Source organism: Stenotrophomonas sp. 17(2023) (assembly GCF_030345315.1).
Classification (GTDB): Bacteria; Pseudomonadota; Gammaproteobacteria; order Xanthomonadales; family Xanthomonadaceae; genus Stenotrophomonas; species Stenotrophomonas acidaminiphila.
The window spans coordinates 2,819,071-2,845,703 of record NZ_CP128405.1 but is presented as its reverse complement, the minus strand read 5'-3'; the positions used below and the strand labels follow the sequence as shown (position 1 = coordinate 2,845,703).

The 26,633-nt window shown below is 70.8% G+C and carries 29 protein-coding genes and 1 other RNA gene; 13 read left to right on the top strand and 17 right to left on the bottom strand.

The window, feature by feature from the left end; translation table 11 throughout:
* Nucleotides 1-171: 171 nt before the first annotated feature.
* Nucleotides 172-1,428 (bottom strand): 6-phosphofructokinase, encoded by a 1,257-nt coding sequence (locus QQA12_RS12855; RefSeq protein WP_226049501.1) that lies wholly within the window; start codon nt 1,426-1,428, stop codon nt 172-174.
* 149 nt (nt 1,429-1,577) lie between these two features.
* On the opposite strand from QQA12_RS12855, the gene QQA12_RS12850 reads away from it, so the two are divergent.
* The 3 genes from QQA12_RS12850 to QQA12_RS12840 all read left to right on the top strand — a co-directional run bounded on the left by QQA12_RS12850 (nt 1,578) and on the right by QQA12_RS12840 (nt 4,498).
* Entirely contained in the window at nt 1,578-2,141 is a 564-nt protein-coding gene (locus QQA12_RS12850) for an adenylate kinase (RefSeq protein ID WP_054667432.1), read from the top strand.
* Between the two features lie 298 nt (nt 2,142-2,439).
* Nucleotides 2,440-3,801: a UDP-N-acetylmuramate:L-alanyl-gamma-D-glutamyl-meso-diaminopimelate ligase gene (mpl, locus tag QQA12_RS12845; protein ID WP_226049500.1), complete on the top strand. Its 1,362-nt coding sequence runs from the start codon at nt 2,440-2,442 to the stop codon at nt 3,799-3,801.
* 88 nt (nt 3,802-3,889) lie between these two features.
* On the top strand, nt 3,890-4,498 hold the full coding sequence (locus QQA12_RS12840) for an LON peptidase substrate-binding domain-containing protein (RefSeq protein WP_226049499.1): 609 nt from the start codon (nt 3,890-3,892) through the stop codon (nt 4,496-4,498).
* A gap of 48 nt (nt 4,499-4,546) precedes the next feature.
* On the opposite strand, the gene QQA12_RS12835 is transcribed toward QQA12_RS12840, so the two are convergent.
* A complete protein-coding gene (locus QQA12_RS12835; protein ID WP_056932700.1) occupies nt 4,547-6,550 on the bottom strand; it encodes a bifunctional DedA family/phosphatase PAP2 family protein in 2,004 nt (667 codons plus the stop codon).
* 139 nt (nt 6,551-6,689) lie between these two features.
* On the opposite strand from QQA12_RS12835, the gene QQA12_RS12830 reads away from it, so the two are divergent.
* Complete coding sequence (locus QQA12_RS12830; RefSeq protein WP_226049498.1) at nt 6,690-7,352, top strand: phosphotransferase; 663 nt, start codon at nt 6,690-6,692, stop codon at nt 7,350-7,352.
* 241 nt (nt 7,353-7,593) lie between these two features.
* Here QQA12_RS12830 and QQA12_RS12825 read toward each other — a convergent pair whose 3' ends face one another.
* The gene (locus QQA12_RS12825; protein ID WP_054667422.1) at nt 7,594-8,283 is read right to left on the bottom strand and encodes a hypothetical protein; all 690 of its coding nucleotides are present in this window, start codon (nt 8,281-8,283) and stop codon (nt 7,594-7,596) included.
* A 140-nt stretch (nt 8,284-8,423) separates the two neighbouring features.
* On the opposite strand from QQA12_RS12825, the gene QQA12_RS12820 reads away from it, so the two are divergent.
* Nucleotides 8,424-9,242 (top strand): NAD(P)-dependent oxidoreductase, encoded by an 819-nt coding sequence (locus QQA12_RS12820; protein ID WP_226049497.1) that lies wholly within the window; start codon nt 8,424-8,426, stop codon nt 9,240-9,242.
* 53 nt (nt 9,243-9,295) lie between these two features.
* Here QQA12_RS12820 and QQA12_RS12815 read toward each other — a convergent pair whose 3' ends face one another.
* Nucleotides 9,296-10,171, bottom strand: a complete 876-nt coding sequence (locus QQA12_RS12815) for an ion transporter (protein ID WP_182335167.1) — start codon at nt 10,169-10,171, stop codon at nt 9,296-9,298.
* A 68-nt stretch (nt 10,172-10,239) separates the two neighbouring features.
* Between QQA12_RS12815 and QQA12_RS12810 the strand changes: the two genes are divergently transcribed.
* Both QQA12_RS12810 and QQA12_RS12805 read left to right on the top strand, forming a co-directional pair.
* Nucleotides 10,240-11,466 carry an acetylornithine transaminase gene (locus tag QQA12_RS12810; protein ID WP_054668763.1) on the top strand — a complete coding sequence of 409 codons (1,227 nt, stop codon included), beginning with the start codon at nt 10,240-10,242 and terminating at the stop codon, nt 11,464-11,466.
* Nucleotides 11,466-11,930 (top strand): HIT family protein, encoded by a 465-nt coding sequence (locus QQA12_RS12805; protein ID WP_054667419.1) that lies wholly within the window; start codon nt 11,466-11,468, stop codon nt 11,928-11,930. Before QQA12_RS12810 ends, QQA12_RS12805 begins: the two co-directional genes overlap by 1 nt.
* On the opposite strand, the gene QQA12_RS12800 is transcribed toward QQA12_RS12805, so the two are convergent.
* Together QQA12_RS12800 and hemL are read right to left on the bottom strand one after the other, a co-directional pair.
* The gene (locus tag QQA12_RS12800; protein WP_226049496.1) at nt 11,892-12,488 is read right to left on the bottom strand and encodes an HAD family phosphatase; all 597 of its coding nucleotides are present in this window, start codon (nt 12,486-12,488) and stop codon (nt 11,892-11,894) included. The genes QQA12_RS12805 and QQA12_RS12800 overlap by 39 nt on opposite strands.
* A gap of 106 nt (nt 12,489-12,594) precedes the next feature.
* On the bottom strand, nt 12,595-13,887 hold the full coding sequence (gene hemL, locus QQA12_RS12795) for a glutamate-1-semialdehyde 2,1-aminomutase (RefSeq protein WP_056931333.1): 1,293 nt from the start codon (nt 13,885-13,887) through the stop codon (nt 12,595-12,597).
* Nucleotides 13,888-14,057: 170 nt separating this feature from the next.
* On the opposite strand from hemL, the gene QQA12_RS12790 reads away from it, so the two are divergent.
* Nucleotides 14,058-15,320: a dipeptidase gene (locus QQA12_RS12790; RefSeq protein ID WP_056931334.1), complete on the top strand. Its 1,263-nt coding sequence runs from the start codon at nt 14,058-14,060 to the stop codon at nt 15,318-15,320.
* A gap of 128 nt (nt 15,321-15,448) precedes the next feature.
* On the opposite strand, the gene thiE is transcribed toward QQA12_RS12790, so the two are convergent.
* The gene (gene thiE / locus QQA12_RS12785; RefSeq protein WP_226049495.1) at nt 15,449-16,081 is read right to left on the bottom strand and encodes a thiamine phosphate synthase; all 633 of its coding nucleotides are present in this window, start codon (nt 16,079-16,081) and stop codon (nt 15,449-15,451) included.
* Nucleotides 16,082-16,150: 69 nt separating this feature from the next.
* Here thiE and QQA12_RS12780 point away from each other — a divergent pair, with 69 nt between their 5' ends.
* Complete coding sequence (locus QQA12_RS12780; RefSeq protein ID WP_054667413.1) at nt 16,151-16,342, top strand: rubredoxin; 192 nt, start codon at nt 16,151-16,153, stop codon at nt 16,340-16,342.
* A gap of 42 nt (nt 16,343-16,384) precedes the next feature.
* Here the strand turns inward: QQA12_RS12780 and QQA12_RS12775 are convergent, their stop codons facing one another.
* From QQA12_RS12775 to QQA12_RS12765, 3 genes are all read right to left on the bottom strand, one after another.
* Entirely contained in the window at nt 16,385-17,233 is an 849-nt protein-coding gene (locus QQA12_RS12775; protein WP_054667412.1) for a tetratricopeptide repeat protein, read from the bottom strand.
* Nucleotides 17,234-17,298: 65 nt separating this feature from the next.
* On the bottom strand, nt 17,299-17,751 hold the full coding sequence (locus QQA12_RS12770; RefSeq protein ID WP_226049494.1) for a DUF192 domain-containing protein: 453 nt from the start codon (nt 17,749-17,751) through the stop codon (nt 17,299-17,301).
* Between the two features lie 59 nt (nt 17,752-17,810).
* The gene (locus tag QQA12_RS12765; protein ID WP_226049493.1) at nt 17,811-18,332 is read right to left on the bottom strand and encodes a hypothetical protein; all 522 of its coding nucleotides are present in this window, start codon (nt 18,330-18,332) and stop codon (nt 17,811-17,813) included.
* Nucleotides 18,333-18,466: 134 nt separating this feature from the next.
* On the opposite strand from QQA12_RS12765, the gene QQA12_RS12760 reads away from it, so the two are divergent.
* Entirely contained in the window at nt 18,467-18,862 is a 396-nt protein-coding gene (locus QQA12_RS12760; protein WP_226049492.1) for a helix-turn-helix domain-containing protein, read from the top strand.
* Between the two features lie 81 nt (nt 18,863-18,943).
* Nucleotides 18,944-19,921, top strand: a complete 978-nt coding sequence (locus QQA12_RS12755; protein WP_226049491.1) for a hypothetical protein — start codon at nt 18,944-18,946, stop codon at nt 19,919-19,921.
* Between the two features lie 33 nt (nt 19,922-19,954).
* Here QQA12_RS12755 and rpiA read toward each other — a convergent pair whose 3' ends face one another.
* From rpiA to QQA12_RS12725, 6 genes are all read right to left on the bottom strand, one after another.
* Nucleotides 19,955-20,602, bottom strand: coding sequence for a ribose-5-phosphate isomerase RpiA (gene rpiA, locus QQA12_RS12750; protein ID WP_054667406.1), 648 nt, complete (start codon nt 20,600-20,602; stop codon nt 19,955-19,957).
* Nucleotides 20,603-20,706: 104 nt separating this feature from the next.
* Entirely contained in the window at nt 20,707-21,192 is a 486-nt protein-coding gene (locus QQA12_RS12745) for an EVE domain-containing protein (protein WP_182212726.1), read from the bottom strand.
* On the bottom strand, nt 21,189-21,779 hold the full coding sequence (locus tag QQA12_RS12740) for a 5-formyltetrahydrofolate cyclo-ligase (protein ID WP_226049490.1): 591 nt from the start codon (nt 21,777-21,779) through the stop codon (nt 21,189-21,191). Before QQA12_RS12740 ends, QQA12_RS12745 begins: the two co-directional genes overlap by 4 nt.
* Nucleotides 21,780-21,883: 104 nt before the next feature.
* A non-coding RNA gene (gene ssrS, locus QQA12_RS12735) (6S RNA) lies at nt 21,884-22,068 on the bottom strand.
* Nucleotides 22,069-22,154: 86 nt separating this feature from the next.
* A complete protein-coding gene (locus tag QQA12_RS12730) occupies nt 22,155-22,454 on the bottom strand; it encodes a cell division protein ZapA (protein ID WP_054667402.1) in 300 nt (99 codons plus the stop codon).
* Nucleotides 22,451-22,672, bottom strand: coding sequence for a TIGR02449 family protein (locus QQA12_RS12725; RefSeq protein ID WP_054667400.1), 222 nt, complete (start codon nt 22,670-22,672; stop codon nt 22,451-22,453). Before QQA12_RS12725 ends, QQA12_RS12730 begins: the two co-directional genes overlap by 4 nt.
* 126 nt (nt 22,673-22,798) lie before the next feature.
* Between QQA12_RS12725 and QQA12_RS12720 the strand changes: the two genes are divergently transcribed.
* Nucleotides 22,799-23,344, top strand: a complete 546-nt coding sequence (locus tag QQA12_RS12720) for a YecA family protein (protein WP_054667398.1) — start codon at nt 22,799-22,801, stop codon at nt 23,342-23,344.
* 7 nt (nt 23,345-23,351) lie between these two features.
* Nucleotides 23,352-24,677: a Xaa-Pro aminopeptidase gene (gene pepP, locus QQA12_RS12715; protein WP_226049489.1), complete on the top strand. Its 1,326-nt coding sequence runs from the start codon at nt 23,352-23,354 to the stop codon at nt 24,675-24,677.
* A gap of 573 nt (nt 24,678-25,250) precedes the next feature.
* Here pepP and pepQ read toward each other — a convergent pair.
* Nucleotides 25,251-26,579 carry a Xaa-Pro dipeptidase gene (pepQ, locus tag QQA12_RS12710; RefSeq protein WP_226049488.1) on the bottom strand — a complete coding sequence of 443 codons (1,329 nt, stop codon included), beginning with the start codon at nt 26,577-26,579 and terminating at the stop codon, nt 25,251-25,253.
* Nucleotides 26,580-26,633 lie beyond the last annotated feature (54 nt).

The following is a 26,633-nucleotide window of genomic DNA, read 5'->3' as shown; positions in this document are numbered from 1 at the left end:
GAACACGTCGGTGCCGTGGGCCTGGCCGGGTGCCGGCGCCGTGGCCAGCGCTCCTCCATGGTGCCGGCAATGCCGCTGCCGGCATGCGTCGCGATCAGTCGCGACGCATCTGTCCACTGGCCGCTGCAGCTGAGGGCTGGGCGATGGCCTGGCGCCGCCGCATGGATGGGCTCAGCCCTCCCAGGCCGGGAGCTTCCTGGCGACCGCCACGTTCTTCAGGGTCACGTACTTCGGCAGTCCGTCGCGGCCCCACGGCAGCGGCGCTTCGCCACGGATCAGCGGCTGCAGGTAGCGGCGCGCCTTGTCGGTGATGCCGAAGCCGTCGCGGCGGATGAAGCCGGCCGGCATCTTCTTCTCGTGGTTGGCCACCCTGGACAGCGGCGCGGCCTCGATCTTCCAGCGGTAGGGGGCATCGGAGGTGCGCGCGATCACCGGCATCACCGAGTTGCGCCCGGCCAGCGCGAACCGCACCGCCGCCCTGCCCACGGCCTGCGCCTGCTCCCAGTCGGTCTTCGAGGCGACGTGGCGGGCCGAGCGCTGCAGGTAGTCCGGCAGGGTCCAGTGCACCTTGTAGCCCAGCTCGGCCTTGACCCGGCCGGCGAGGTAGGAGGCCACGCCGCCGAGCTGGGTGTGGCCGAACGAGTCGGTGGCGCCACCGGCGTCGGCGACGAAGCGGCCATCGGCGCTCTGGATGCCCTCGCTGGCGACCACCACGCACCAGCCCACCCTGGCCACCACCTGCTTCACCTTCGCCAGGAAGGTGGCCTCGTCGTAGGCGCGTTCGGGCAACAGGATGATCTGCGGCGCATCGTAGGGGTTTTCCCCGGCCAGCCCGGCCGCGGCGGCCAGCCAGCCGGCATGGCGGCCCATCGCCTCGTAGATGAACACGCGGGTGGAGGTCTCGGCCATCGCCGCAACGTCCAGCGCGGCCTCGCGCACCGACACCGCGGTGTACTTGGCCGCCGAGCCGAAGCCGGGGCAGGTGTCGGTGACCGCCAGGTCGTTGTCGATGGTCTTGGGCACGCCGACGCAGGTCAGCGGGTAGTCGAACTCGCGGGCCAGCTGCGAGACCTTCAGCGCGGTATCGGCCGAATCGTTGCCGCCGTTGTAGAGGAACCAGCGCACGTCGTGCGCCCTGAACACCTCCAGCAGGCGCGCGTAGCGGGCCCGGTCCGCCTCCAGCGACTTGAGCTTGTAGCGGCACGAGCCGAACGCGCCGCCCGGGGTATGGGCCAGCGCGGCGATACTGGCGGCCGACTCGCGGGAGGTGTCGATCAGGTCCTCGCGCAGCGCGCCCAGGATGCCGTTGCGAGCGGCCAACACCTTGATTCTGCTGGCCCTTGCTTCGGCGATGACGGCCGACGCGGTGGCGTTGATGACGGCGGTCACGCCACCTGACTGGGCGTAGAGCAGGGTACCTTTGGACATGGGCGGGATTCTCCGGGCGGGGGACATTTCCGGGACATTGGCCGGATGCGGTAAGCTGCGTTATTGCGGTGCAGCGTGAATCGGCCCATGAGTCTAACGCCGCTGTCCGTCCCTGAAAGAAACGTCCTCTACATACAAGGGAGTCAGGAATGCGATTGGTTCTGTTGGGACCGCCCGGTTCGGGCAAGGGCACGCAGGCGACCCGCCTGAAGGAAGAGCTGCGGATTCCGCACATCTCCACCGGCGACCTGCTGCGCGCCGAAGTGGCTGCCGGCACCGAGCTGGGCAAGCAGGCCAAGGCGGTGATGGATGCCGGCAACCTGGTGTCCGACGACATCCTGCTGGGCATGCTCGAAGCCCGCCTGGCCCAGGCCGACGTCGCCAACGGCTTCATTCTCGACGGTTACCCGCGCAACGTGGCCCAGGCCAACGCGCTGGGCGAACTGCTGGCCCGCCTGCAGCAGCCGCTGGACGCCATCGTGCAGCTGGACGTGCCGACCGAGCTGCTGGTCGAGCGCATCGCCGGCCGCGCCAAGGAGCAGGGGCGCGCCGACGACAACCCCGAATCGGTGCGCCAGCGCCTGCAGGTCTACAACGACTCCACCGCGCCGGTGATCGATTTCTACGCCGGAAAGGGCACGCTGGCCCGTGTCGACGGCGTCGGCGCGCTGGACGAAGTGCTGGCCCGCATCCTGGCGGCGATCAAGCGCTAATGCCTTGCCTCCCGCTCCGGGCCCGCGCCGGAGCGGGCGCACAAGCGAACGCCCCGGACCATCGGCTGGTCCGGGGCGTTCGTCGTACAGGGGCCAGCAGGTGGGCGTGCTCAGAGCCCCGCAGCATGAGCTCCCTGGGGATGGCCTCTTGGGGAGTAGGACCTGAGGGATACTGCGGCTGGCCCGTGTATTCTCGGTATGAATGCCCCCCAGCGGTATAGGAGTTTCCCCTACAGGCGGGTAGGGGTAATGCCGGGATGACATACCCGCGCGCCGCCGCATCGGCGACAATCGGCGCATGAGCAAGCTCCATATCCTCGGCATCGCCGGTACTTTCATGGGCGGCGTGGCCGCCCTGGCCCGCGAACTCGGCCACGCGGTCGAAGGCAGCGACCAGGCGGTGTACCCGCCCATGTCCACCCAGCTGGAGACGCTGGGCATCAGCCTGGCGCAGGGCTACCTGCCCGGCAACATCGGCGCCGATTGCGACGAGATCGTGATCGGCAACGCGCTGTCGCGCGGCAACGCGGCGGTGGAGGCGGTGCTCGATGGCGGCCGCCGCTACACCAGCGGTGCGCAGTGGCTGGCCGAAAACGTGCTGCCGGGCCGCGACACGCTGGCGGTGGCCGGTACCCATGGCAAGACCACCACGACCACCATCCTGGCCTTCCTGCTGCAGGCGGCCGGGCGCGAGCCGGGCTTCCTGATCGGCGGCGTGGCCGAGGACTTCGGGGTTTCGGCACGCCTCGGCGGCGGTCGCGAGTTCGTGGTCGAGGCCGACGAATACGACACCGCGTTCTTCGACAAGCGCAGCAAGTTCGTCCATTACCGGCCGCTGGTGGCGATCCTCAACAACCTGGAATACGACCACGCCGACATCTTCCCGGACGTGGCCGCGATCCAGCGCCAGTTCCACCACCTGGTGCGCACCGTGCCCGGGCGTGGCCGGCTGATCGTCAACGGCGAGGACGAGCGCCTGGCCGAGGCGTTGGCGATGGGCTGCTGGACGCCGGTTGAGCGCTTCGGTTTCGACCCCGCGCTGGAATGGAGCGCGCGCCTGGTCGAGCAGGACGGCAGCGCGTTCGTGGTGCTGCACCGGGGCGTGGAGGTGGCGCAGGTGCGCTGGCCTCTGCTGGGCCGCCACAACGTGCTCAACGGCCTGGCGGCGCTGGCCGCCGCGCATGCGGTGGGCGTGGACCTGGCCGCGGTGGCGCCGGCGCTGGCCGGCTTCCAGAGCGTCAAGCGCCGGCTGGAAGTGATCGGCCAGGCGCGCGGCGTGACCATCTACGACGACTTCGCCCACCATCCCACCGCCATCCACACCACGCTGGAAGGCCTGCGCGCGAAGGTCGGGCCGGCGCGGATCGTGGTGGCGATGGAGCCACGCAGCAATTCGATGCGGCTGGGCGCGCATGCCGCGGCGCTGGCGCCGTCGCTGGACATCGCCGACGCGGTGGTGTTCCTTGCCCGCCCGGAGCTGCCGTGGGATGCGGCCGCGGTGATCGCGGCGGTGCGCGGGCAGGCGCAGGCGGTGGCCGATACCGACGCGCTGCTGGCGCGGCTGGGCGAAGCGGTGCGTGATGGCGACCACGTGGTGTTCATGTCCAACGGCGGCTTCGACGGCGCGCCACGCCGTTTCCTGGCGCGACTGCAGGGCTGATACCGCTGCCGGGCGCAGCGCGGGGGTGGCGCGGGACATGCGCTACCCTCGTTGTGGATTTTTCCGCCCGTGGAGCCCGGCCCGGCCGATGACCGATACCCAGACCCTGCCCCTGTTCCCGCTGCACGGCGTGTTGTTGCCCGGCGCCGCGCTCGGCCTGCGCGTGTTCGAGCCGCGCTACATGGACCTGGTGCGCGAATGCGGCCGCCACGGCGGCACCTTCGGCATCTGCCTGATCCTGGACGGCGAAGAAGTCGGTGCGCCGGCCACGCCCGCGGCGTGGGGCGTGGAGGCGTTGATCGAGGATTTCGATGTCGGTGCCGACGGCGTGCTGCTGCTGCGCCTGCGTGGCGGCCGCCGCTTCCACGTCGAGCGCACGCGGGTGCGCGACAACGGCCTGGTGGTGGGCCAGATCCAATGGCGCGAGCCGGACCACGACGACGAGCTGCGCCCGGAGCATGCGCTGCTGGGCCTGCTGCTGGAGCGCATCCTGGAACAGGCCGGCGGCGAGTTCGCCGGCGCCGGCCCGGCGCAGCTGGACCAGGCCGCCTGGGTGGGCTGGCGGCTGGGCGAACTGCTGCCGCTGGACGAGGAGCAGCGGCTGGTGCTGCTGCAGGAAGACGATCCGCACCTGCGGCTGGAGCGGCTGATCAGCTGGATTCCCGATTTCGAACCGCCCGCCGGGGCGGAGCCGTAGCCGCGCCACGAGACGCGCCGCGGGCAGGCCCGCACCGCGCCGCCGTGGTCACGGGGCGCGGTCGCTGCGGATCATCAGCAGCTGCATTCCGTTCTCGGGCATGGGCTGGGTGCGGGTTTCCATTCCGTCCAGCGACTGCGTCACCGCCTCCAGCGCCGGGTCCACGCCGCGCAGCGGCAGCCACAGCCCGAACAGCTTGAAGTGCCGCTGGTAGCGCAGGGTCTGCGCGCTGCCCAGCCACAATGGCGCCTGGCCCGGTTGCAGCCGCACCGGTGCCGGCCACAGGCGCAGCGCATACAGCTCGTCCGGGCGCGTGCCCCGGCGCAGCATCAGCAGCGATTCGACATGGGTGTCCAGCGTTGCCGGCAACACCGGCACCTGGTCCGGCGTGGCCTTGCTGTCGAGCATGCTCAATGCCTGTTGCCAGCCGGCCTGCGGCTGCAGCGTCCAGCCATTGCGTTCCAGCTGTTGGCGCAGCGGCGCCAGCGGCCCGGCCACCTGCACGTCCAGCGGCCAGCGCTGGTCGTCGTCGAATTCGTTGCGGCGCGCCGGCAGCTCGCGCCAGCCGTCCTGCCACCACCACGCCGCATCCATCATCCGCGGCGCCTCGGCCGCCGGTTCGAACTTGGCCAGCTTGGCGGCCACGTTGCGCGGCGCATACCAGAACCCGGCCAGCAGGAAGACGCCGTAGAACAGCCAGGTCACCGGCTTGACCCAGAACGAGCGGTTGAAGCGGCGGCGGTAGGCGATGCCCAGCACCAGCAGCCAGAAGATGCCGAACAACATGCCGCCGATGACGTCGCTGAGCCAGTGCGCGCCCAGGTACAGGCGGGCGAAGCCGATGATGGTGACCACGATGCCCGACACCAGGTACGGCCACACCCGCGTGCGCCCGGGCAGCTCGCGGCTGATCAGCACGGCGAAGAAGCCGAAGGTGATGGTGGCCATGGTCACCGACACCGACGGGAAGCCGAAGCCGCTGCTGGCGGCCGGTGGCCGCACCACGTCCACGGTGGCGCCCAGCAGCTTGGTCAGCGCCAGGCCGAACGCCAGCGCCGCCAGCCAGTGCGCGGCGGCCATCCAGCGCCGCCGCCAGGCCAGGTAGCCCATGCCCGCGGCGATCGCCGGCAGCAGCACCTGCCAGTCGCCCAGCGAGGCCAGCGCCGCCATCGGGTAGTCGGCCAACGGGTTGCGCAGGGCCAGCATCAGGTGGTGCACGGCCAGGTCCAGCGACAGCGGCTCGCCGTGGCCGACCACCACCATCAGCAGCACGAACCAGCCCCAGCCCAGCAGCAGCAGCATCAATGCCAGCATCGCCAGCGGCACCGATTCGCGCCGGCGCGGGTCGAACAGGTCGTTCCAGTAGCGGCCGAGCAGGTGCGGGTGGCGCTGCGACCAGCGCAGCAGGCGCGCCAGCCAGCCGTCCATGCGCGCGGCCGACCAGCGGTAGCCATACAGCACGATGGCCCATACCAGGCCCAGCATCACCCCGAGCAGTGCCACCACCACGAACAGTCGGCCGGCGACCGCGGCCACCGCGTCGTAGGCCTGTCCCAGCGCCCAGCCCGGCAGCAGGAACAGCACCGCCCACGACAGACTGGCGACGGCGCTGGGTTGTGCGTAGCGCGCCAGCGGCATCCTGGCCATGCCGGCGATGGCCGGCACGAACGGACGGATCGCGCCGACATAACGCGCCACCAGGATGCTCTTGAAGGCGTTGCGCCTGAACAGCAGTTCGCCGCGTTCCAGCAGCTGCGGGTAGCGGCTGAACGGCCAGACCCCGCGCAGGCGGTCGCCCCAGCGCCGGCCGACCCAGTAGCTCAGGCCGTCGCCGCAGAAGGCACCGAGCGCGGCGCAGGCCACCGCGTAGGGGCCGGAGATTTCGCCCATGCCGATCAGCACGCCGACGGCGATCATCAACGGCAATGCCGGCACGATCGCGCCGAGGATGATCACGGCGTCGCAGAAGGCGATGGCGAAGACGGCGCCGCCGGCCAGTACCGGGTGCGCGGCGATCCAGGCCAGGAGGGAGTCGATCCAGGAAGGTTGCATCGCGGGATTATAGAAGGGCGCGGGTGTCTGACCGCTCGCTTGCGCCGCGGTTCCCGACAGCGGCCATGCAGGTAGCGCGGTGCCCGTGCAGGGCCGCGGCCGGTCCGGCCGGCGACGGCCAGCGGCTAGAATGGCGGCGATGGCCACTCCCCACGACGACGGCGTCCAGATCCTCAAATCCGACAGCTTCGGCCGCATCCTGGTGGTGTGCGAGGGCGGCCGCCGCTTCGTGCGCCGCGATCTCGGCGCCACCGCGTGGTGGCTGCGGCTGCCGGCCTGGTGGCTGGCGCGGCGCGAGGCGCGCGCGCTGGCGAAGCTGGGCGGAATGGAGGCCACCCCGCGGCTGCTGGCCTGGGACGGGCGCTGGCTGGACCGCAGTTACATGGAGGGGGCGGCCATGCACCTGCGCCCGCCGCGTGGCGACGTGGCCTGGTTCCATGCCGCGCGCCGCCTGCTGCAGCAGGTGCACCGCCAGGGCATCGCCCACAACGACCTGGCCAAGGAAGCCAACTGGCTGGTGCGCGCCGATGGCTCGCCGGCGCTGATCGACTTCCAGCTCGCGGTCTGCGGCGACCCGCGCTCGCGCTGGATGCGCCTGCTCGCGCGCGAGGACCTGCGCCATCTGCTCAAGCACAAGCGCATGTACTGCCGGCAGGCGTTGACCCCGGTGGAGCTGCGCCTGCTCAAGCGCCATTCGTGGGTGCGCGAGCTGTGGTTCGCCACCGGCAAGCCGGTGTACCGCTTCGTGACCCGGCGCATCCTGCACTGGGAAGACAACGAGGGGCAGGGCCCGAAGATGTGACGGGGCCGGCGTGGCGGACTGCATCCCAGAACCCTGCCGTGCGGCTTTGGGCTCCGACTCGCCGCCTTGCCTGTCCCCCGCGGCTTTGGCGCGCCCTCTCGACAGAATGGGGGGCGCTGCTCCATCACGTTGGCAATACGCGTGGAGCGGCGCTTGCTCCGCTCCACGGTGGGTTCGTTGCAGCGTTGCGATCCTGCGCGGCTGCCTTGCGCCGGCCTGGCGGACAACGCGCTGGCGCGGCTCAGCGCACCTCCACCACCTGCCGGCCGATGTAGCGGCGCCCGGCGTCGAAGTCGTAGCCCAGCGTGAGCGTGCCGTCGTCGGCGCAGGCGTGGCAGCCGCGCAGTGGCATGGCGTACAGCAGGCGCACGCCGCCGTCGGGCAGCGGCGCGGTGCCGGCGGGCTGCGCCGGTGCGAATGGCACGGCCTGCGGGTGCCTGTCGAAAAATGCCCTGGCCTGCGCCTGGCTGCGGGCGCTGTCGGGCAGCACGTCCGCATCCACGTCGATGGTCCGGCCGCTGGCGTCCACCAGCCAGGTGCCCTGGTTGGTGTTGGCGCGCAACGGGAACTCCAGGGTCGCCACGCCCACCCCGGACTGGTCGTCCCAGGCGCTGACATAGCCGGACTCGCCCTGTGCCGCCAGGCGCTGCGCGGCGGCGATCGCGGCCGGTGTCGCGCCGGCGCTGCGCATCGCATCGACCACGCAGTGGCTGCCCGCCGGCGTGGCCGCCTGGCGGCAGGCATCGGTCGAGCCGCTCCATACCGCGCTGGCGTCGATCCGCACCGGCGTGGCATCGCCGTTGCCCAGGCCGGTGGTCTGCCCGGCGACGTCGCGCGGGTATGTCGCCTCGCCGGGCGACGCGGCGCGCTTCTGGCAGGCGGGCAGGGACAGGGCGAGCAGCAGGCAGACGGCAACAGGCAGGGATTTCATGGCAACGCACGACAACTGTGGAAGGGCGCCAGTATCGGCATCGCGGATTAACGGCAGGTGTTCGCGCGCTGCCGGAAGGGGGGGGGCGGTGCCGGTGGCGCATAATGCGCTCCGCTTCCATCGGCATCGCGGAGTCGCGCATGAGCACCCTGCAAGGCAAGACCCTCTTCATCACCGGCGCCTCGCGCGGCATCGGCCTGGCGATCGCGCTGCGCGCCGCGCGCGACGGCGCCAACGTGGCCATCGCCGCCAAGTCGGCGGTGCCCAACCCCAAGCTGCCGGGCACCATCCATACCGCGGTCGACGCGGTGAACGCGGCCGGCGGCCGCGGCCTCGCACTGAAATGCGACATCCGCGAGGAAGACCAGGTGCGCGCGGCGGTGGCGGCCACGGTCGACACCTTCGGCGGCATCGATATCCTGGTCAACAATGCCTCGGCGATCTGGCTGCGTGGCACGCTGGACACGCCGATGAAGCGCTTCGACCTGATGCAGCAGGTCAACGCGCGCGGCAGCTTCCTGTGCGCGCAGGCCTGCCTGCCGCACCTGCTGCAGGCGCCGAACCCGCACATCCTGACCCTGGCGCCGCCGCCGAGCCTGGACCCGAAATGGTGGGGGCCGCATACCGGCTACACCCTGGCCAAGATGGGCATGAGCTTCGTGACCCTGGGCCTGGCCGCCGAGTTCGGCCCGCAGGGGGTGGCGGTCAATGCGCTGTGGCCGCGCACGGTCATCGCCACCGATGCGATCAACATGATTCCCGGGGTCGATGCCGCCGGCTGCCGGCGCCCGGAGATCATGGCCGATGCCGCGCATGCGGTGCTGGTGCGCGAGGCGGCCGGTTTCAGCGGCCACTTCCTGATCGACGACGAGGTGCTGGCGCAGGCCGGGGTCGGCGACCTGTCCGGCTATGCGGTCGATCCGTCGCGGTCGCTGCTGCCCGACCTGTTCCTGGACTGAAACAGCGCCGCCGGCCGCGGCGTTGCGCCCGGCAGCGCCGTCGCGCGCGTCGCTCAGGGCTCCAGCGGCTCCGGCAGTTCATGCCCGCAGTGGTTGCAGTAGCGTGCTTCCTGCTCGTGGCCCTCGTGGCCGCAGACGATGCAGCCGCGGTCGTCGCGGCGGCGGCGCCAGGCTTCGGCCTGGCGCATGCCGTTGGCCAGTTCGGCGGTGTAGATGCCGGTGGGCACGGCGATGATGCTGTAGCCGATCAGGATCAGCACCGAGGTGACGAAGCGCCCCAGCGTGGTCTGCGGCACGATGTCGCCGAAGCCGACCGTGGCCATGGTCACCACCGCCCAGTACATGCTGGCCGGGATGCTGCTGAAGCCGTGGCTCGGGCCCTCGATGACGTACATCAGCGAGCCGGCGATGATGGCGATGGTGATCACCATCGACAGGAACAGCAGGATCTTGCGGCGGCTGCGCCACAGCGCCTGCATCAGGATGCCGCTCTCCTCGATGTAGCGGGTCAGCTTGAGGATGCGGAACACGCGCAGGATCCGCAGCGCGCGTACCACCAGCAGCGACTGCGCGCCCGGCAGCAGCAGCGAGATGTAGGTGGGCAGGATCGCCAGCAGGTCGATGACGCCCCAGATGCTGAGCGCATAGCGCAGCGGCCGCCGCACCACCAGCAGCCGCAGCACGTACTCGGCGGTGAACAGCAGGGTGAAGCCCCACTCGACCACGTAGAACCACGACGCCCAGGCGGCATGGATGTGCTGCACGCTGTCGAACATCACCACCAGCACGCTGGCGACGATGGCGTAGACCAGCAACAGGTCGAAATTGCGCGAGGGGCGGGTGTCGCGCCGATGGATGATGTCGAACCATCGGCGGCGCCAGCCGGTCTCGGAGGCGGGGTTCAGCTGCGGGGTGGAGAACAGTCGCATGGGCCTATTGTGCCGCAGCCCGGTTAATGGGGGAGAATGCGCCTTTCGCCCACCTCTACCGGAACGCCATGACCGCTGTCGCCGAGCCGCTGTTGTCCCTGTCGCAGTACTACCTGCCGGTGTACCGGCCCCGCCAGCTGGTGCTCGAGCGCGGCCAGGGAGCGCGGCTCTGGGATACGCAGGGGCGCGAGTTCATCGACCTGGCGGCCGGCATCGCGGTGTGCAGCCTCGGCCACAACAACCCCGACCTGAAGGCCGCGCTGCTGGCCCAGGCCGACAAGCTCTGGCACACCAGCAACATGTTCTACAGCGAGCCGCCGCTGCACCTGGCGCAGGAGCTGGTGGAGGCCTCGCGCTTCGCCAGCCGCGTGTTCCTGTGCAACTCCGGCGCCGAGGCCAATGAAGTGGCGATCAAGCTGGTGCGCAAGTGGGCCGCGGCGCAGGGCCGGCCGCCGGAGAAGCGCGTCATCGTCACCTTCCGCGGCAGCTTCCACGGCCGCACCCTGGCCACGGTGACGGCCACCGCCCAGCCCAAGTACCAGGAGGGCTACGAGCCGCTGCCCGGCGGTTTCCGCTATGCCGATTTCAACGACGTGGCGCAGCTGGAAGCGGCCATGGCCGGCGGCGACGTGGCCGCGGTGATGTTCGAGCCGGTGCAGGGCGAGGGCGGGGTGATGCCGGCTTCGGCCGAGTTCATGCGCCGTGCCCGCGAGCTGTGCGACCAGCACGACGCGCTGCTGGTGCTGGACGAGATCCAGGTGGGCATGGGCCGTACCGGCCAGCTGTTCGCGCACTGGAACTGGGGCGTGACCCCTGACATCGTCAGCCTGGCCAAGGCGCTGGGCGGCGGCTTCCCGGTCGGCGCCATGCTGGCCGGCCCGAAGGTGGCCGAGGTCATGGGCGTCGGCGCCCACGGCACCACCTTCGGCGGCAACCCGCTGGCCGCGGCGGTGGCGCGGGTGGCGCTGCGCACGCTGGCCTCGGATGCGATCAAGGCCAACGTGGCCCGGCAGTCGGCCGCGCTCAAGGCCGGGCTGGAGGCGATCGGCGCCGAGTTCGGCGTGTTCGAGCAGGTGCGCGGCATGGGCCTGATGATCGGCGCGGTGCTCAAGCCCGAGTACGTGGCCGATATCGGCGCGCTGCTCGACCTGGCCGCCGAAAAGCAGGTGCTGATCCTGCAGGCCGGCACCAGCGTGCTGCGCTTCGTGCCGCCGCTGAACATCACCGACGAGGAGCTGGCCGAGGGCCTCAAGCGCGTGCGCGAGGCGATCGCGGCGTACGTGGCTTCGCGCTGATGCAGGGATGTGTATTCTGCGCCATCCTGGCCGGCGAGTTGCCGGCCAGGATGGTGTGGGAAGACGCGCAGGTGGTGGCCTTCATGGACCTGCGCCAAGCCGTGCCCGGGCATGTGCTGGTAGTTCCCCGGCAGCATGCCGAAACCCTCTACGCGCTGGACGAAGCCCTTGCGGGGCAGGTGATGCGCGTGGCCCATCGGGTGGCGCGGGCGTTGCGCGACACGCTCGCACCGGACGGGCTCAACCTGTGGCAGTCCAACGGCGAAGCCGGCGGACAGGAAGTGCCGCATTTCCATCTGCATGTGCAGCCGCGCAGGCATGGAGACGGCCTGCTGGAGGTCTACCCGATGGGCGTGCCGGCCCCGTCGACGATGGCGCAACTGGAGCCGTTGGCGGCGCGGCTGCGCAATGCGCTGGGTGGCGGTTCACAGCAGGTGCCAGCGCCGCAGCACGCGGCGCAGTGATTGGGTGTGGTGCGCGGTGTCGGCGTGCAGGCCGGCGCTGCGTGCGCCCTGCACGTTGCGGAACAGATGATCGATGAACAGCGTGCGCGCCGGTGCGCAGCCCAGCCTTTCGGCGGCGGCCAGGTAGATGCGCGGGTCGGGTTTGCGCACGCCCAGCGTGGCGCTGCACAGCACTTCGATGCCGGGCAGCAGTGCGGCGATGGCGGCCGCGCTCAAGGCGCCGTTGTTGGTCAGTACGGCGACGCGGACATCGGGGCGCAGCCGTTGCAGCAGGGCGAGCGTGTCGCGGCGCAGGGTGCTGGCCCGGGTGCGTGCGGCCAGCCAGTCGGCGGCGGCCAGGCCGGTGCCGAGGCGGGTGTTCAACGCCCGCAGCAGCGCGTCGCCATCCAGCTCGCCGCGCGCGTGCGCCAGCTCCAGGCCGGCGCCACGCAGCTGTGCGTCGATCACCGCCGGCGTGCATCCCGCGGCCTGCGCCAGATGCCGGAGATGGCGCGGATGGTCGTAGTCGGCCAGCAGACCGTCGAAGTCGAGTAGCAGGGCGTGGATCATCGGAATCATGGATGCCGTCTCCGTGGGAGCGGCATCCGTCGCGACCGGAACATGCCTGCGAAAGCCCCGGTCGTGGCCTGCATCGCCACCCCTGCACGGAAGCGGTGAAGGGCGATCAACCGGCCGCGACCACCTTGAACGCCTCGCGTGCGGCGGCCAGGGTGGCATCGATCACCGCATCGTCGTGCGCGCTGGACAGGAAGCCGGCCTCGTAGGCCGACGGCGCCAGGAACACGCCGCGCTCCAGCATCGCGTGGAAGAAGCGGTTGAACGCGGGGATGTCGCAGGCGGTGGCCTGGGCGTAGGTTTCCACCTTTTCCGTGGTGAAGAACAGCCCGAACATCGCCCCGACGCAGGTGGTGGTGACGGCGACGCCGGCGTCGCGCGCGGCCGCTTCCAGGCCCTCGCACAGGCGTGCGGTGCGTGCGGCCAGGTCGGCGTGGAAGCCCGGCTGCTGGATCAGTTCCAGCATCGCCAGGCCCGCGGCCATCGCCACCGGATTGCCGCTGAGCGTGCCGGCCTGGTAGATCGGGCCGGCCGGGGCGATCTGCTGCATCAGCGCGCGGCGGCCGCCATAGGCGCCCACCGGCATGCCGCCGCCGATGATCTTGCCGAAGGTGGTCAGGTCCGGGGTGATGCCGTAGTGCGCCTGCGCACCGCCCAGCGCCACGCGGAAGCCGGTCATCACTTCGTCGAAGATCAGCAGCGCGCCATGCCGCGTGCACAGTGCGCGCAGGTGCTGCAGGTAGCCGTCGCGCGGCGGGATGCAGTTGGCGTTGCCGACCACCGGCTCGATGATCAGGCCGGCGATCTCGCCGCCCTGCTGCTCGAACAGCGCGGTGGCCGCCTCGAAGTCGTTGTAGGGCAGGGTCAGGGTGAGTTCGCTGAGCCCGGCCGGCACGCCCGGCGAGGTCGGCACGCCCAGAGTCAGCATGCCGCTGCCGGCCTTGACCAGGAACGAATCGCCATGGCCGTGGTAGCAGCCTTCGAACTTGACGATCTTGCTGCGGCCGGTGGCGCCGCGCGCCAGGCGGATCGCCGACAGCGTCGCCTCGGTGCCGGAGTTGACCATGCGCACCATCTCGCACGACGGCACCAGCCGGGTGATGGTCTCGGCCATGGTCACCTCGGCCGGGCACGGCGCGCCGAACGACAGGCCGTTGCCGATGGCCTGCTGCACCGCCTCGCGCACCGCCGGGTGGTTGTGGCCGACGATCATCGGGCCCCACGAGCCGACGTAGTCGATGTAGCGGTTGCCATCGACGTCGTGCAGGTAGGCGCCGTCGGCGCGCTGCACGAAGAACGGCTCGCCGCCGACCGACTTGAACGCGCGCACCGGCGAGTTGACGCCGCCGGGCAGCAGTTGCTGCGCGCGGGTGAACAGGGCATGGGAGTGTTCGTGGTTCAGGGTCGGGGACATGGCATCGCTGCGTGGCAGGGGAATATGCCTATTGTCCGCTTTCGCGCCGGGCGCTGCCACGCGCCGCCGGATCCATGACCAATGGCCTGCTGGTGCGCGCCGGGCGCATGCAAGAATGCGCCACGATCCGTCCCCAAGGGAGAGCCATGAAGTTCGACATGACGTTCAAGGCCGGTGCGCTTTCCGCCGCGCTGCTGCTGGCTGTCGCCGCCACCGCCCAGGCCGGTACCGGCCCGGCGAAGATCTCCGAGCGCGCGCGCGCCGTCCAGGCCGGGGCGATCAACCTCGACACCCATCTCGATACGCCGGCGCTGTTTTCCAGGCCGGGCTGGAAGATCACCGACCGCCATTCCTTCCAGGAAGACGGTTCGCAGGTCGATTACCCGCGCATGGTCGAAGGTGGGCTCGATGGCGGCTTCTGGGTGGTGTTCACCAGCCAGGGCGAACGCGATGCCGGCGGCAACCTGAAGGCGCGCGACGCCGGGCTCAGGCGCCTGTCCGAGATCCGCGAGATGGTGGCCGCCAACCCGGACAAGTTCGAACTGGCCACCACCGCCGACGACGCGGCGCGGATCAAGGCCGCGGGCAGGAAGTCGGTCTACATCAGCATGGAGAACGCCTACCCGCTGGAGGCCGACCCCAGCCTGCTCAGCTTCTACTACAAGCAGGGCCTGCGGATGATCTCGCTGGCGCACATCAGCCACAACGATTTCGCCGATTCGGCCGGCATGGGCGTGGCCCCGGAAGGCGAGCACGGCGGCCTCAGCGAGAAGGGCAAGGCGTTGATCGCGCAGGCCAACCGGCTGGGCATCATCATCGACCAGTCGCATGCGTCCAACACGGTGTTCGACCAGATGCTGGCGCTGAGCAAGGCGCCGATCATCCTCTCGCACAGCGGCGCCTCCGACGTGTTCGCGCATTCGCGCAACATCGACGACGCGCGCATCCGCGCACTGGCGAAGAAGGGCGGCGTGATCCAGGTGAACTCGCTGGGCGGTTACCTGATCGACACCGGCGCCACCCCGGAGTACCGCGCCGAGCGGCGCAAGCTCTACGACGCCTTCGACGACCGCACCGCCCCGACCGATGCCGAGCGCGCGCAGCTCAAGGCGCAGCTGGCCGCGCTGGACGCCAAGTACAACATCCGCAAGGCCGATTTCGACGACTACATGCGCCACCTGCTGCACATCATCAAGGTGGCCGGCTGGGAGCACGTCGGCCTGGGCGCGGACTGGGACGGCGGCGGTGGCGTGGAGGGTTACGAGGACATCGCCGCGCTGCCCAAGGTGGTGCAGGCGCTGCTCGATGCCGGCTATGACGAACGCCAGGTCAGCGCCATCCTCGGCGGCAACACCGTGCGCCTGATCCGCCAGGTGCAGGCGCTGGCCGATCCGGCGGCGGTCAAGGCGGCGCTGGAGTAAGCGCCGTCCAGGCCCTTCTCCCGCCGGGAGAAGGGCGCCGTTGGACGACGAAGTGGAGGCCGCGCTGTGCGCGGCATGCCGCGCCTTGCCGGTTCGTGCGTGGCACCCGCCGGCGGCGCCGCCGCCGCTCAGGGCGCCGGGAAACAGGCCTGGTAGCCGCGCAGCGCGGCCACCGGGTCATCGGCGGCGAACACGCTGCTGATGACCGCCAGCAGGTCGGCGCCGGCCGCGACCAGCGGCGCGGCATTGTCCGCGGCCAAGCCGCCGATGGCCACGCGCGGCACGCCGAGCGCCGCGGCCTCATGCAGCAGCCGCGGATGCGCGCGCCGGGTGGTGGCCTTGCTGCGGCTGGGGAAGAACGCACCGAACGCGACGTAGCTGGCGCCGGCAGCCACCGCCCGCCGCGCCAGTTCCAACTGGTCGTAGCAGGAGGCGCCGATGAGGGCGCCGGGGCCGAGCAGCGCGCGCGCGGCGGCGATGTCGCCGTCGTCTTCGCCCAGGTGCACGCCGGCCGCGCCGACGGCGGCGGCCAGGGCGGCATCATCGTTGATGATCAGCGGGACTCCGGCGGCCGCGCACACGTCCTGCAGGGCCCGGGCCTGTACCCGCCGGGTGCCGGCATCGGCGGCCTTGTTGCGGTACTGCAGCCAGGTGGCGCCGGCGCCGAGCAGCGGCTGCACGCGTTCGAGCAGGCGCGCGGTGTCGGCCTCGTCGGGAGTGATCAGATAGACGCCGCGGGCGGCGCGAGCAGGCTGGGGCATGGATGGCTACCTGTACGGCGGCGGGAATGGGACAATCAGCGACCGCCCTCGTGTTGCCGTGATTATCCGATGTCCGACGCTTCCGCCTCCACCCTGCGCACCTGGATGTGCGTCGTCTGCGGCTTCATCTACAACGAAGCCGAAGGCCTGCCCGAAGAAGGCATCGCCGCGGGCACGCGCTGGGAAGACGTGCCCGAGACCTGGACCTGCCCGGACTGCGGCACCACCAAGGACGATTTCGAAATGGTGGAGCTGGACTGAGTCCGGCCCGGTCGTGGCGGCCACGGCGCCGCCGCGGTCGCCTCAATGCAGCTGCGGCCGCCCGGCACCGGTGTCGATCAGGCGTTCGCGCACCTGCGCCGCGTCGGCGGCATCGGGTTCGCGCCGCAGGTACAGCGACAGGTCCGCGCGCGCACCGGCCAGGTGGTCCAGGCGCAGGTAGGCCAGGCCGCGGTCGCGCAGCGCCTCGCTCTGCTCCGGGGCCAGTTTCAGGATGCGGTCGGCGCTGCGCGCGGCGCGGTCCCACTCTTCGCGTTCGGCATACACGCCATACAGGTTGCGCAGCATGCGCATCAGGATCGCGCGCGCCGGCGCCGGGTCGAGGATCTGCGCCAGCACCTGGTCGTCGGGGGTCTCGCCGCCCAGGTTGTTGCGGGCGCGCTCGCGCAGTTCGTCCACGCCCAGCGGGCGGCCGCCGTTGAACGGGTCCATGACCAGCACCCCTTCCTCCACCGGCAGCCGCACCAGGAAATGGCCGGGGAAGGAGATGCCCTCCAGCGGCAGGCCGAGCCGCCGGCAGACATCCATCTGTACCAGCGCCAGCGAGATCGGGTTGCCGAGCCGGCGCGTGACCACCTCGTTGAGATAGCTGTTGCGCGGGTCGTAATAGGCGTCGTGGTTGCCGCTGTAGCCCAGCTCGTTGAACAGGTGGTGGTTGATGGCGGCGACTTTCAGCGGCCATTCGGCAATGGCCTCCACTTCCACCCGCAGGTGGTCGGCATGGGCCTGCAGCAGGCGGTCGTAGCGGCCCGGGTCAAGGTGCGGGTATTCGTCGCGCGCGATCAGCAGCGCGGTCGGCAGCAACGGCAACGCGTCGTCGGCCAGCTCGGCCAGCGCGTCCCACTGCGGCAGGGTAAGGCGTGTGTCGGACATGCCCCAAGACTGGCGGCAAAGCGCGGCCGGTTCAAGGCATGCGGCGGCCCGGCGTGGGTGCGCGGTTACCTGCCCTTGGCAATGCCGGGGCCGAACACCAGCTCGGTGCCGTCCTGCAGTTTCAGCTTCGCCGCCTGGCCGGCGTTGAGTTCCAGCACGTAGCGCGCCGGCTTGAAGCTGGGGTACGGCGGGCAGGCATCGCCGGCCGAGCAGGGCGGCACGTCGCGCTGCTGGCTGACCAGCCGGCGGGCGTCGTCGAAGTAGAGGATGTCCAGCGGGATGCGGGTGTTCTTCATCCAGTACGCCAGCGGTTCCACGCGGTCGTGGATGAACAGCATGCCGCGGTCCGCGTCCATGTGGTCGCGGAACATCAGGCCGCGGGCGCGGCTGGCGTCGTCCTGCGCCAGTTCCACGTGGTAGCGCGCGCCGCCCAGTTCCACCCAGTGTTCGCCGGCGCTGGCGCAGCCGCCCAGCAGCAGCAACACGGACAGGCAGGCGGCAAGGCGTGGCAGGGACATGGCGTGATCCACGAAGCGAAAGGAGGCGCTGCGCACCTTCACGGATGCGCCGCGCGACGTCAAGCATCACCCGCTGCCCAGGCGTGCGTGTGCGGCGTGGTGGCGAATGCGGCGTGCAGCATGCGGAACAGCGCGTGCACCTCGCCGCGCAGCCAGGTGCGGGTGGTGGCGCTGGGCTGCACGAACAGCTGGCATGACAGCGCCAGCGCCGCCGCATCCAGGCCGAGCGGGTCGTCGCGGTTGCGGCCCAGCTGGAAGAAGCGGTCGTACAGGTCGAAGCGGCTGTCCAGCAGATGACCCGGGCAGGCGTCCAGGGCATGGCCGATGTCCACCCCGGCGGCCTGCCGTGGTGGCGTCCAGTGCGGCGGCAGGTACAGCGGCGGTACCGGTGCCGGCGTCGCGCCCGAATGCGCGTAGGCGCGGCAGGCCAGCCAGAAGCGGAACAGGCACAGCTCGGCGATCGCTTCGGATGGTGCCGGGTGCGGCCTGAGCACGGCGGCGTAGTGGAAGCGGTAGTCCACATCCATGTAGCGGCGGAGGAATGGCTGCGATGCCGCAGCGGCGGTGGAGGCGCTTTCCATGGGGCTTCTCCCGGGCTGGGGCGCGGTGCGGATGGGCGCCGCGCGTGGTTCCGGGACCAATGAAAGCAATTAGTTAACTAAAATGAAAGTAACAGGTGATCCCGTCGTGGGCGTGGTCCGTAACGTTTCCGGCCATGAGCGACGAACGCTTCGAATTTTCCCGCCGCTTGGGGCAGGCGATGAGCGCGGCCGGCTATGAGCCGCGGCCGGCGGTCCTCTTCCGCCTGTTCAACGCGCGCTATACCGGGCGTTCGGTGAGCTTCCAGAGTGCGTCGCGCTGGCTGTCCGGCCGCTCCATCCCGGAGCAGGACAAGCTGCAGGTGCTGGCCGAATTGTTCGGGGTGGCGCCGCAGACCCTGCGTTTCGGCGAACCGGCGCGGGTTGCCGAGGCCCGTGGCGAATGGAACGCGGTGGGCGCGCGCGAACGCGCGGTGATCGATACCTTCCTGGCCCTGCCGCCGCGCCAGCGCGAACTGGTGGGCGAGCTGGTGAAGGTGCTGGCGCAGAACGGCAAGCGGCCCGCGCGCTGAGGCCGTCGCCGGGCCCGCGCCCGGGTGGACACATTTGCCGCGCGCATGCGTCAGGGAAGCATCCCAACCGGAGATGCGTGCATGGCCCTTTCCCGTTCCCCCGCTCCCGTCCTGTTGCCGGTGCTGCTGCTGTTGGCCGGCGCCGCACGGGCCGATACCGGCTGCCCGCCGCTGCCGGGCCTGGACCACTGCGTCGCCGGCGCGCATGGCTGGGTCTACGGCGCCGACGCCGCGCAGGTGCGCATGCTCGGCGGCGACCTGGCCGCCAGCGCCGAGGCGTTCGAACGCCATTTCGCGCGCGCGCCACTGCGCCTGGCCGTGCTGCTGGATGCGCCGCAGGGCCGCATCGGCGCCGATGCGCGCGGGCGGCTGCTCGCCGCCGGTGCCGCGCAGGTGGTTGACTGGCCCGGCATGCAGGCCTTCCAGGCTGCCCGCGAGTCGACCCAGCCGGCCGACGATCCCGGCCGCCGCCTGCTCGCCGCCAACCCGGCCATCGGCCAGGCGATCTGGCGCAACCTGACCCGCCACGAACTGGGCCACGTGCTGTTCAACCTGGCCTACTGGCCGGACCTGGGCCGGACCTCGGGGCATGGCCATGCGCGCAGCCCGGACTGGCTCAACGAGGCGGCGGCAATGGTGCTGGAGGCCGATGAACTGGTGGCCCAGCGGCGGCGCCTGCTGCGTGGCATGGGCGGCGATCCGGCGCAGCCGCTGCCTGCGCTGGCCGAGTTCCTGGCCATGGCCAATCCGGCGCGCCCGGTGGGACAGGCCGCGCCCGCGGCCCGCGGCGTGAGCTTGGTCTATCGCAGCCCGGCCGAATCCGGCGACGCGGCGGCCGGGGCGCGCTACTACGCGCAGGTCCAGGGCTGGGCCGATTTCCTGGTGCAGGCCACCGCGGCCACCCGCGCCGGCGTGCTCGGCAGCATCAGCGGGCGGATCGCCGCCGGTGGCAGTTTCGAGGACTGGCTGGGCGACACCGGCCCGGCGTTCGGGCTGCCGGGCACGCTGCCCGCGCTCGACCGCCAGTGGCAGGCCTGGCTGCAGGCCGCGGCGCGCTGACGGGCAGCCGCGGCGGTGGTCGCATGCCCGTGCTTACAGTACCTGCGGCGGCTGCCCGCCGACGATGACCACGTCGGCCGGGCGGCGCGCGAACAGGCCGACGGTGACCACGCCCGGGATCTGGTTGAGCTGCTGCTCCAGTTTCACCGGGTCGGTGATGGACAGGTTGTGCACGTCCAGGATCAGGTTGCCGTTGTCGGTGACCACGCCGTCGCGCCACACCGGCTGGCCGCCGGTCAGGGCCACGATCTCGCGCGCCACCAGGCTGCGTGCCATCGGGATCACTTCCACCGGCAGCGGGAACCTGCCCAGCACCTGGACCTGCTTGCTCGGGTCGACGATGCACACGAACTGCCTGCTGGCCTCGGCGATGATCTTCTCGCGGGTCAGCGCGGCGCCGCCGCCCTTGATCAGGTTCTTGTGCGGGTCGCACTCGTCGGCGCCGTCCACGTACAGCGACAGGCCGCCGGTGTGGTTCAGGTCCAGCACCTCGATGCCATGGCTGCGGAGCTGGGCGGTGCTCTGTTCGGAGCTGGAGACGGCGCCTTCGATCTGGTCCTTGATGCGCGCCAGCGCCTCGATGAAATAGGCGACCGTGGAACCGGTGCCGACCCCGACGATCATTCCCTTCTGGACGTACTCGATGGCTTTTTCGGCGGCCAGGCGCTTGGCTTCGGACATGGTGGACTCGATGGCGTTGGAGGAGGGGGAGCAGGCGTGGCGGCAACCGGTCCGGCGCTGCCCGGCAGCGCCCGTCGACGGCGGCAGCGGCCGCGCTGGCGGGATCAGGCCGGCAGTTTCTTTTCCAGCGACAGCAGCAGCTTCCACTGCGCGCCGGTGACCGGGAACACCGACAGTCGGTTGCCCCTGGCGGTCAGCGGGAAGCCCTCGCCCAGTGCATCGGCGTGGCGCTTGATCTCGTCCAGCGCGATCACCTGCGCCAGCTTGCGCTCGAAGGCCACGTCCACCAGGTACCAGCGCGGCTGCTCGCGGCTGGCCTTGGGGTCGTAGTAGTCGGAACCGGGATCGAACTGGGTGTCGTCCGGGTAGGCGTCGCTGGCCACCGTGGCGACGCCGACGATGCCCGGCACCTTGGTATTGGAGTGGTAGAACAGGATGCCGTCGCCGACCTTCATGCCGTCGCGCATGAAATTGCGCGCCTGGTAGTTGCGCACCCCGTTCCACGGTTCGGTACCCACCCGCTGCAGGTCGTCGATGGAAAAGGCGTCCGGTTCGGACTTCATCAGCCAGTAGCGCTTGCGGGCGGTCATGCGTGCGACGGTTCCGGGTAGAGAATGGCTTGCTCGGTGCAGATGGCATCCACCGCCACGTCCCAGTCCTCGACCGGCAGCGCCGGTACCTGCTGGGCGGCGAAGCCGGCGCCGACCAGCCAGGGCGGCGCGCTGCGCCGCTGGCGGAAAGCGAAGCTGCGATCATACCAGCCGCCTCCCATGCCCAGCCGCCGGCCAAGCGGGTCGAAGCCGACCAGCGGCACCACCACCAGCGCCATGTCCTGCGCCGGCAGCGCGTGCGTGGGGTCGATGTCCGGCTCCGGGATGCCATAGCGGTTGGCGCGCAGCGGCTGCCCCGGCCGCCATGGCGCGAAGCGCAGCAGCGTGTCGTGCAGCACCGGCAGGCAGTAGGTCTGGTGGGCGGGCAGCTGCATCTGCCAGCGGTACAGGGCGATCTCGCCATCCATCGCCCAGTAGCCGGCCACCGGGCCGTCGACATCGGCGAAGGGCAGCGCGCGCAGGTGGGCGGCCAGCGCATCGGCGGCCGCGATGTGTTCGGCGGCAGGGATGTCGCGGCGGCGCTGGCGCAGTTGTCGGCGCAGGGCCTTGCGGGCGTCGGCAGTCATCGGCGGCGTTGGTCGGGGCCTGGCGGCATTATCGGCCGATGTGCCGGCCGGTGCATGGACCTGCAAAGAAGAACGGCGCCTTGCGGCGCCGTTCCGGAATAATTGCATTCTCCGCCATGACGATGCGTGCGAAACGACCTTGAACCCGGGGTTCAAGTGGGGACGCTGGGGAACCATCGGGCTTCCCGCTGCAAGGCGGACCTGCACACCCGGTACCGTCGCGCCCCCGTGGTCGTCATTAAGGGACAAGGCGAATGTTTGCACACGCCGTCGTTCACGGCAGAGAACGCGACGCCAGTATAGCCGTGTTGCAGGCATATGGCAGCGGTTGGACGCGGCAAAAAATGAACCGTCCGTCGGATGAATGCGACGGCTTCAGCGGCCTTCGTCGATCGCGCTGTCCAGGCGCCTGTTGAGATCGTTCATCGCGCTCTGGAAACGCTGCTGCTGCTGCGCCAGTTCATCGCGCATGAGGTGCAGCTCATGGGCCAGGTTGAGCGCGGCCAGTACCGCCACCCGGTCCACCGCGGCCATGCGGTTGTTGCCGCGGATCTCGCGCATGCGCGCATCGAGCATGCGCGCGGCGGCGGTGAGGCTGTCGCGCTCGGCCGGCTCCACGCCGACGGTGTACTCGCGATCGAGGATGCGGACGCTGACCGGCTCGTTCTGGCTCACGTGTGCTGCTCCAGCGACTTGAGGCGGGTGATCATCGCTTCCACCCGCGAGCGCGCCTGCTCGTTCTTGGTCAGCAGTTGCGCGCGTTCGGCCACCAGCTGTTCCTGCTGCTGGCGCAGGCTGCGGTTCTCGTCGGCCAGGCGCTGGTTGCGTTCGAACAGCAGTTCGAGGCGGGCGGCCAGGGCCTGCAGCTGGGTGGCGGGGTCGAAGGAATCCATGCCCGGCACGATAGGCATGCGCGTCGGGGGTGGTCAAGATGGCCGACACCCTGCCGTTGCTACACTGTGCGGCCGTTGCCGCGCGGTGCGCGGCGGCCTTTCCCGCTTTTTGCAGACCCAGGTGACATGACCGATCTTCCCGCCGTCAACGACATCCTCCGGGCCAGCCAGTCGCTGGACCTCGGGGCCACCCCGGCCGAACTCCACGGTGGACTGTGCGGCTGGCTGGCCGCCGGCGGCGCCGACCTGCAGGCCTGGCCGGGCAGGGTGCTGGCCGACGACAACCTGCCCGTGCCGGAACCGGGCAGCGTGCTCGACCGCCTGCGCGAGGCGGTGGTGGCGCAGCTCGAGGACCGCGATTTCGCCTTCGAACTGGTGCTGGCCGCACCGGCGGCATCGCTGCAGGAGCGCACCGATGCGCTGTTCGACTGGTGCCGCGCGTTCCTGGGCGGTTTCGGCCTGGCCGCCGGCAAGCGCCCGGTGCTGAGCGAGGAGGGCGAGGAGGCGCTGCAGGACCTGGCGCGGCTGGCGCAGGCCTCCAGCGACGAATTCGACAGCGCCGACGAGGACGAGGACGCGCTGGCCGAGATCGAGGAGTTCGTGCGCGTGGCGGTGCTGCTGCTGCACGGCGACTGCGTGATGGGCGCGCGCCACCGCCAGCGCCTGAACTGAGCCGGCCATGCACACGCTGACCGGTATTGCCGCCGCCGAATACGCCCAGCGCCGCCGCCAGCTGATGGAAGCGGCCGGGGACGACGCCATCCTGGTGCTGCCGGCCGCGCCCGAGCGCGTGCGCAGCAACGACACCCATTACCCGTACCGGCAGGATTCGGACTTCTGGTACCTGTGCGGCTTCCCCGAGCCGGAAGCGGTGCTGGTGCTCATCCCCGGGCGCCGCCATGGCGAGACGATCCTGTTCTGCCGCGAGCGCGACCCCGAGCGCGAAGCCTGGGACGGCCCGCGCGAAGGCCAGGAAGGCGCGGTGGCGCGCTACGGCATGGACGACGCCTATCCGATCGAGGACCTGGACGACATCCTGCCGGGCCTGCTGGAAGGGCGTTCGCGGGTCTACTACCACTTCGGCCGCGACGCCGACTTCGACCTCAAGCTGATCGGCTGGGTGAACCGGGTGCGTTCGCAGGTGCGCCACGGCGCGCAGCCGCCGCACGAGTTCCTGGAGCTGGGCCACCTGCTGCACGAGCAGCGCCTGTTCAAGTCGCCGGCCGAGATCGCGCTGATGCAGCGCGCCGCCGACATCAGCGTGCAGGCGCACCGCGCGGCGATGCGGCTGGCGCGCGCCGGCATCCACGAGTACGAACTGCAGGCCGAACTGGAACGCGAGTTCCGTCGCCACGCCGCGTGCCCGGCCTACAACAGCATCATCGGTGCCGGCGCCAACGCCTGCGTGCTGCATTACCGCGCCAACAGCGGCGGCAGCGGCGAGGGCGACCTGGTGTTGATCGACGCCGGCGCCGAGTACCACGGCTACGCCAGCGACATCACCCGCACCTTCCCGGTCAACGGCCGCTTCAGCGCCGAACAGCGCGCGCTGCACGACCTGGTGCTGGCGGCGCAGGCGGCGGCGCTGGAGCAGGCGCAGCCGGGCATCGCCTACGAGGAAGGCCACCTGGCCGCGGTCGAGGTGCTCACCGAAGGCCTGCTGCGGCTGGGGCTGCTCAGGGGCGACCTGGAGGAGAACCTGATCGAGGGCCATTACAAGCGCTTCTACCGGCACAAGACCGGCCACTGGCTGGGCCTGGACGTGCACGATGTGGGCGACTACAAACTCGCCGGCGAATCGCGGCTGCTCGAGGCGGGCATGGTGTTCACCATCGAGCCGGGGCTGTACGTATCGCCGGACGACCACAGCGTGGAGCCGCGCTGGCGGGGCATTGGCATCCGCATCGAGGACGATGTGCTGATCACCGCGGACGGACACCGGGTATTGACCGCTGCGCTGGAACGCAGCGCCGACGAGATCGAAGCGTTCATGGCCAGGGGCTGACCCGCCCGCACTGCGGTGCCGGCCCATGCGCCTTCCTGCGCATCGCACGTCGCGGGCGGCGCAGCGCGGCCGCAGCGCCTGTCTTCGCGCCGGAGGTTGCCGTGGCTTCTGTTGGCGCCCGCGCTTTTGCTGCTGCGCCTGTGCGGTTGGCTTTCCCGTCGTGGAACGGGCTGGGCTGTGCAGCGGCGGCGCCCAGGCGCACGTGTCCGCACGGAGCGAGATACGCGCCGGCCCCGTGTTCCGCGAGCGCGCAGGCAATCGGCGGGCGCAGCCCGACGGATCGCGTGCGGCCATGCGTGCCGCGCCATCCGGTGGTTGGAAAAAGCGCTTCCCCGGGCTGCTTTTTGTTGCACCACCACAGATAAAGTGACGCGCGCCTGCGGAGCAGGCATGAACGCGGCTGGTTGCGTCGCTGCGGAACGGGGCCCGGCAGGCCAAAGGCCGGCGATCAGCCGCCGCTTTCAGGCGCAATGCGGCCTGCGGCCTGCGTGCTGGCGGGGCGCAGGCAAATGAAAAGCCCGGCCGCATGGCACGGCCGGGCCTGGATCCCGATGAGGGCTGGCGCGGACGCCGTCAGCCCTGCGCCGCGAACACCGGGCGGGTCAGGTTGTCGGCCTCGCCGTCGGTGCACAGCACCTCGTCCTCGATGCGGATGCCGCCATAGGGGCGGAAAAAGTCCACCCGCTCCCAGTTGACGCTGGCGGCGTTGCCGGCCTTCTTCACCTCGTCCAGCAGCATGTCGATGAAGTACACGCCCGGCTCGATGGTCACCACCATGCCGGGTTCGAGCACCCGGGTCATGCGCAGGTAGGGGTGGCCGGCGGGGCGCTCGATGCGGCCGCCGCGGTCGCTGGCGGCGAAGCCAGCCACGTCGTGCACCTGCGCGCCGATCAGGTGGCCGATGCCGTGCGGGAAGAACGCCGCGCTGACGCCGTTGGCCAGCGCCGCTTCCGGCGACACGGTGATGACCCCGAACTCGCGCAGGATGCCCATCAGCGCCAGGTGCGCATCGACATGCAGTTGCTTGTAGTCGAAGCCGCTGCGCACCGCCGCGCACATCTGCCGCTGCGCGGCGTCCACCGCGTCGATCATGGCCTGGAATTCGTCGTGGCCGGCGGCGGCGTAGGTGCGGGTGATGTCGCTGGCATAGCCGTGTGCGGAGGCGCCGGCATCAATCAGGAAGCTGCGCGCCGGCGTCGGCGCGGCGTGGCCGAGGTCGGTGTAGTGCAGCACCGCGGCGTGCTCGTTGAGGGCGATGATGTTGCCGTACGGCAGTGCGTTGCTGTCCTGGCCGGCGGCGCTGCAATAGGCCATGTGGATGGCGAATTCGCTGGCGCCGGCGCGGAACGCGGCCTCGGCGGCACGGTGGCCGCGCACCGCGGGCACCTGGGCCTGGCGCATCAGCGCGATCTCGTAGGGCGTCTTGAACGCGCGCCGGTAGTCCAGGTAGTCGATCACCGGCTGCGGGTTGTTGGGCACGAAGCCGCCCAGCGCGCTCTGCGGTTCGCCGAGGATCGCGCAGCGCGCCGGGTCCTTCGGCAGCAGCGCCAGGGCCTGTTCCGGGGTGCGGATGACGTGGATGTCGAAATGCTCGACCCACCAGCCGTTGGGCGCGGCCGGGACCGCGTGCCAGTAATCGTGCGGCTGGTGGTAGACCAGCTGCGGGCGGCGGCCGGGGGTATGGATCAGCCAACTGTCGGGCACGCGGGTCAGTGGCAGCCAGGCCTTGAACTGCGGGTTGACCGCGTACGGATAGTCGCGGTCGTCGAACACCTGGTAGTGCAGGCGGCCACTGGGCACGACCAGGTGGTCGAAACCGCCGCGGGCCAGCGCTTCGTCGGCGCGGCGGACGAGGGCATCCAGGTGGTCGGCGTACAGGGGGCCGGGATCGGGCAGGTTCATGGCGGGGCTCGCGGCAAGGCTGGAATCGGGCCACGATTCTGCCGCAATCGCTGC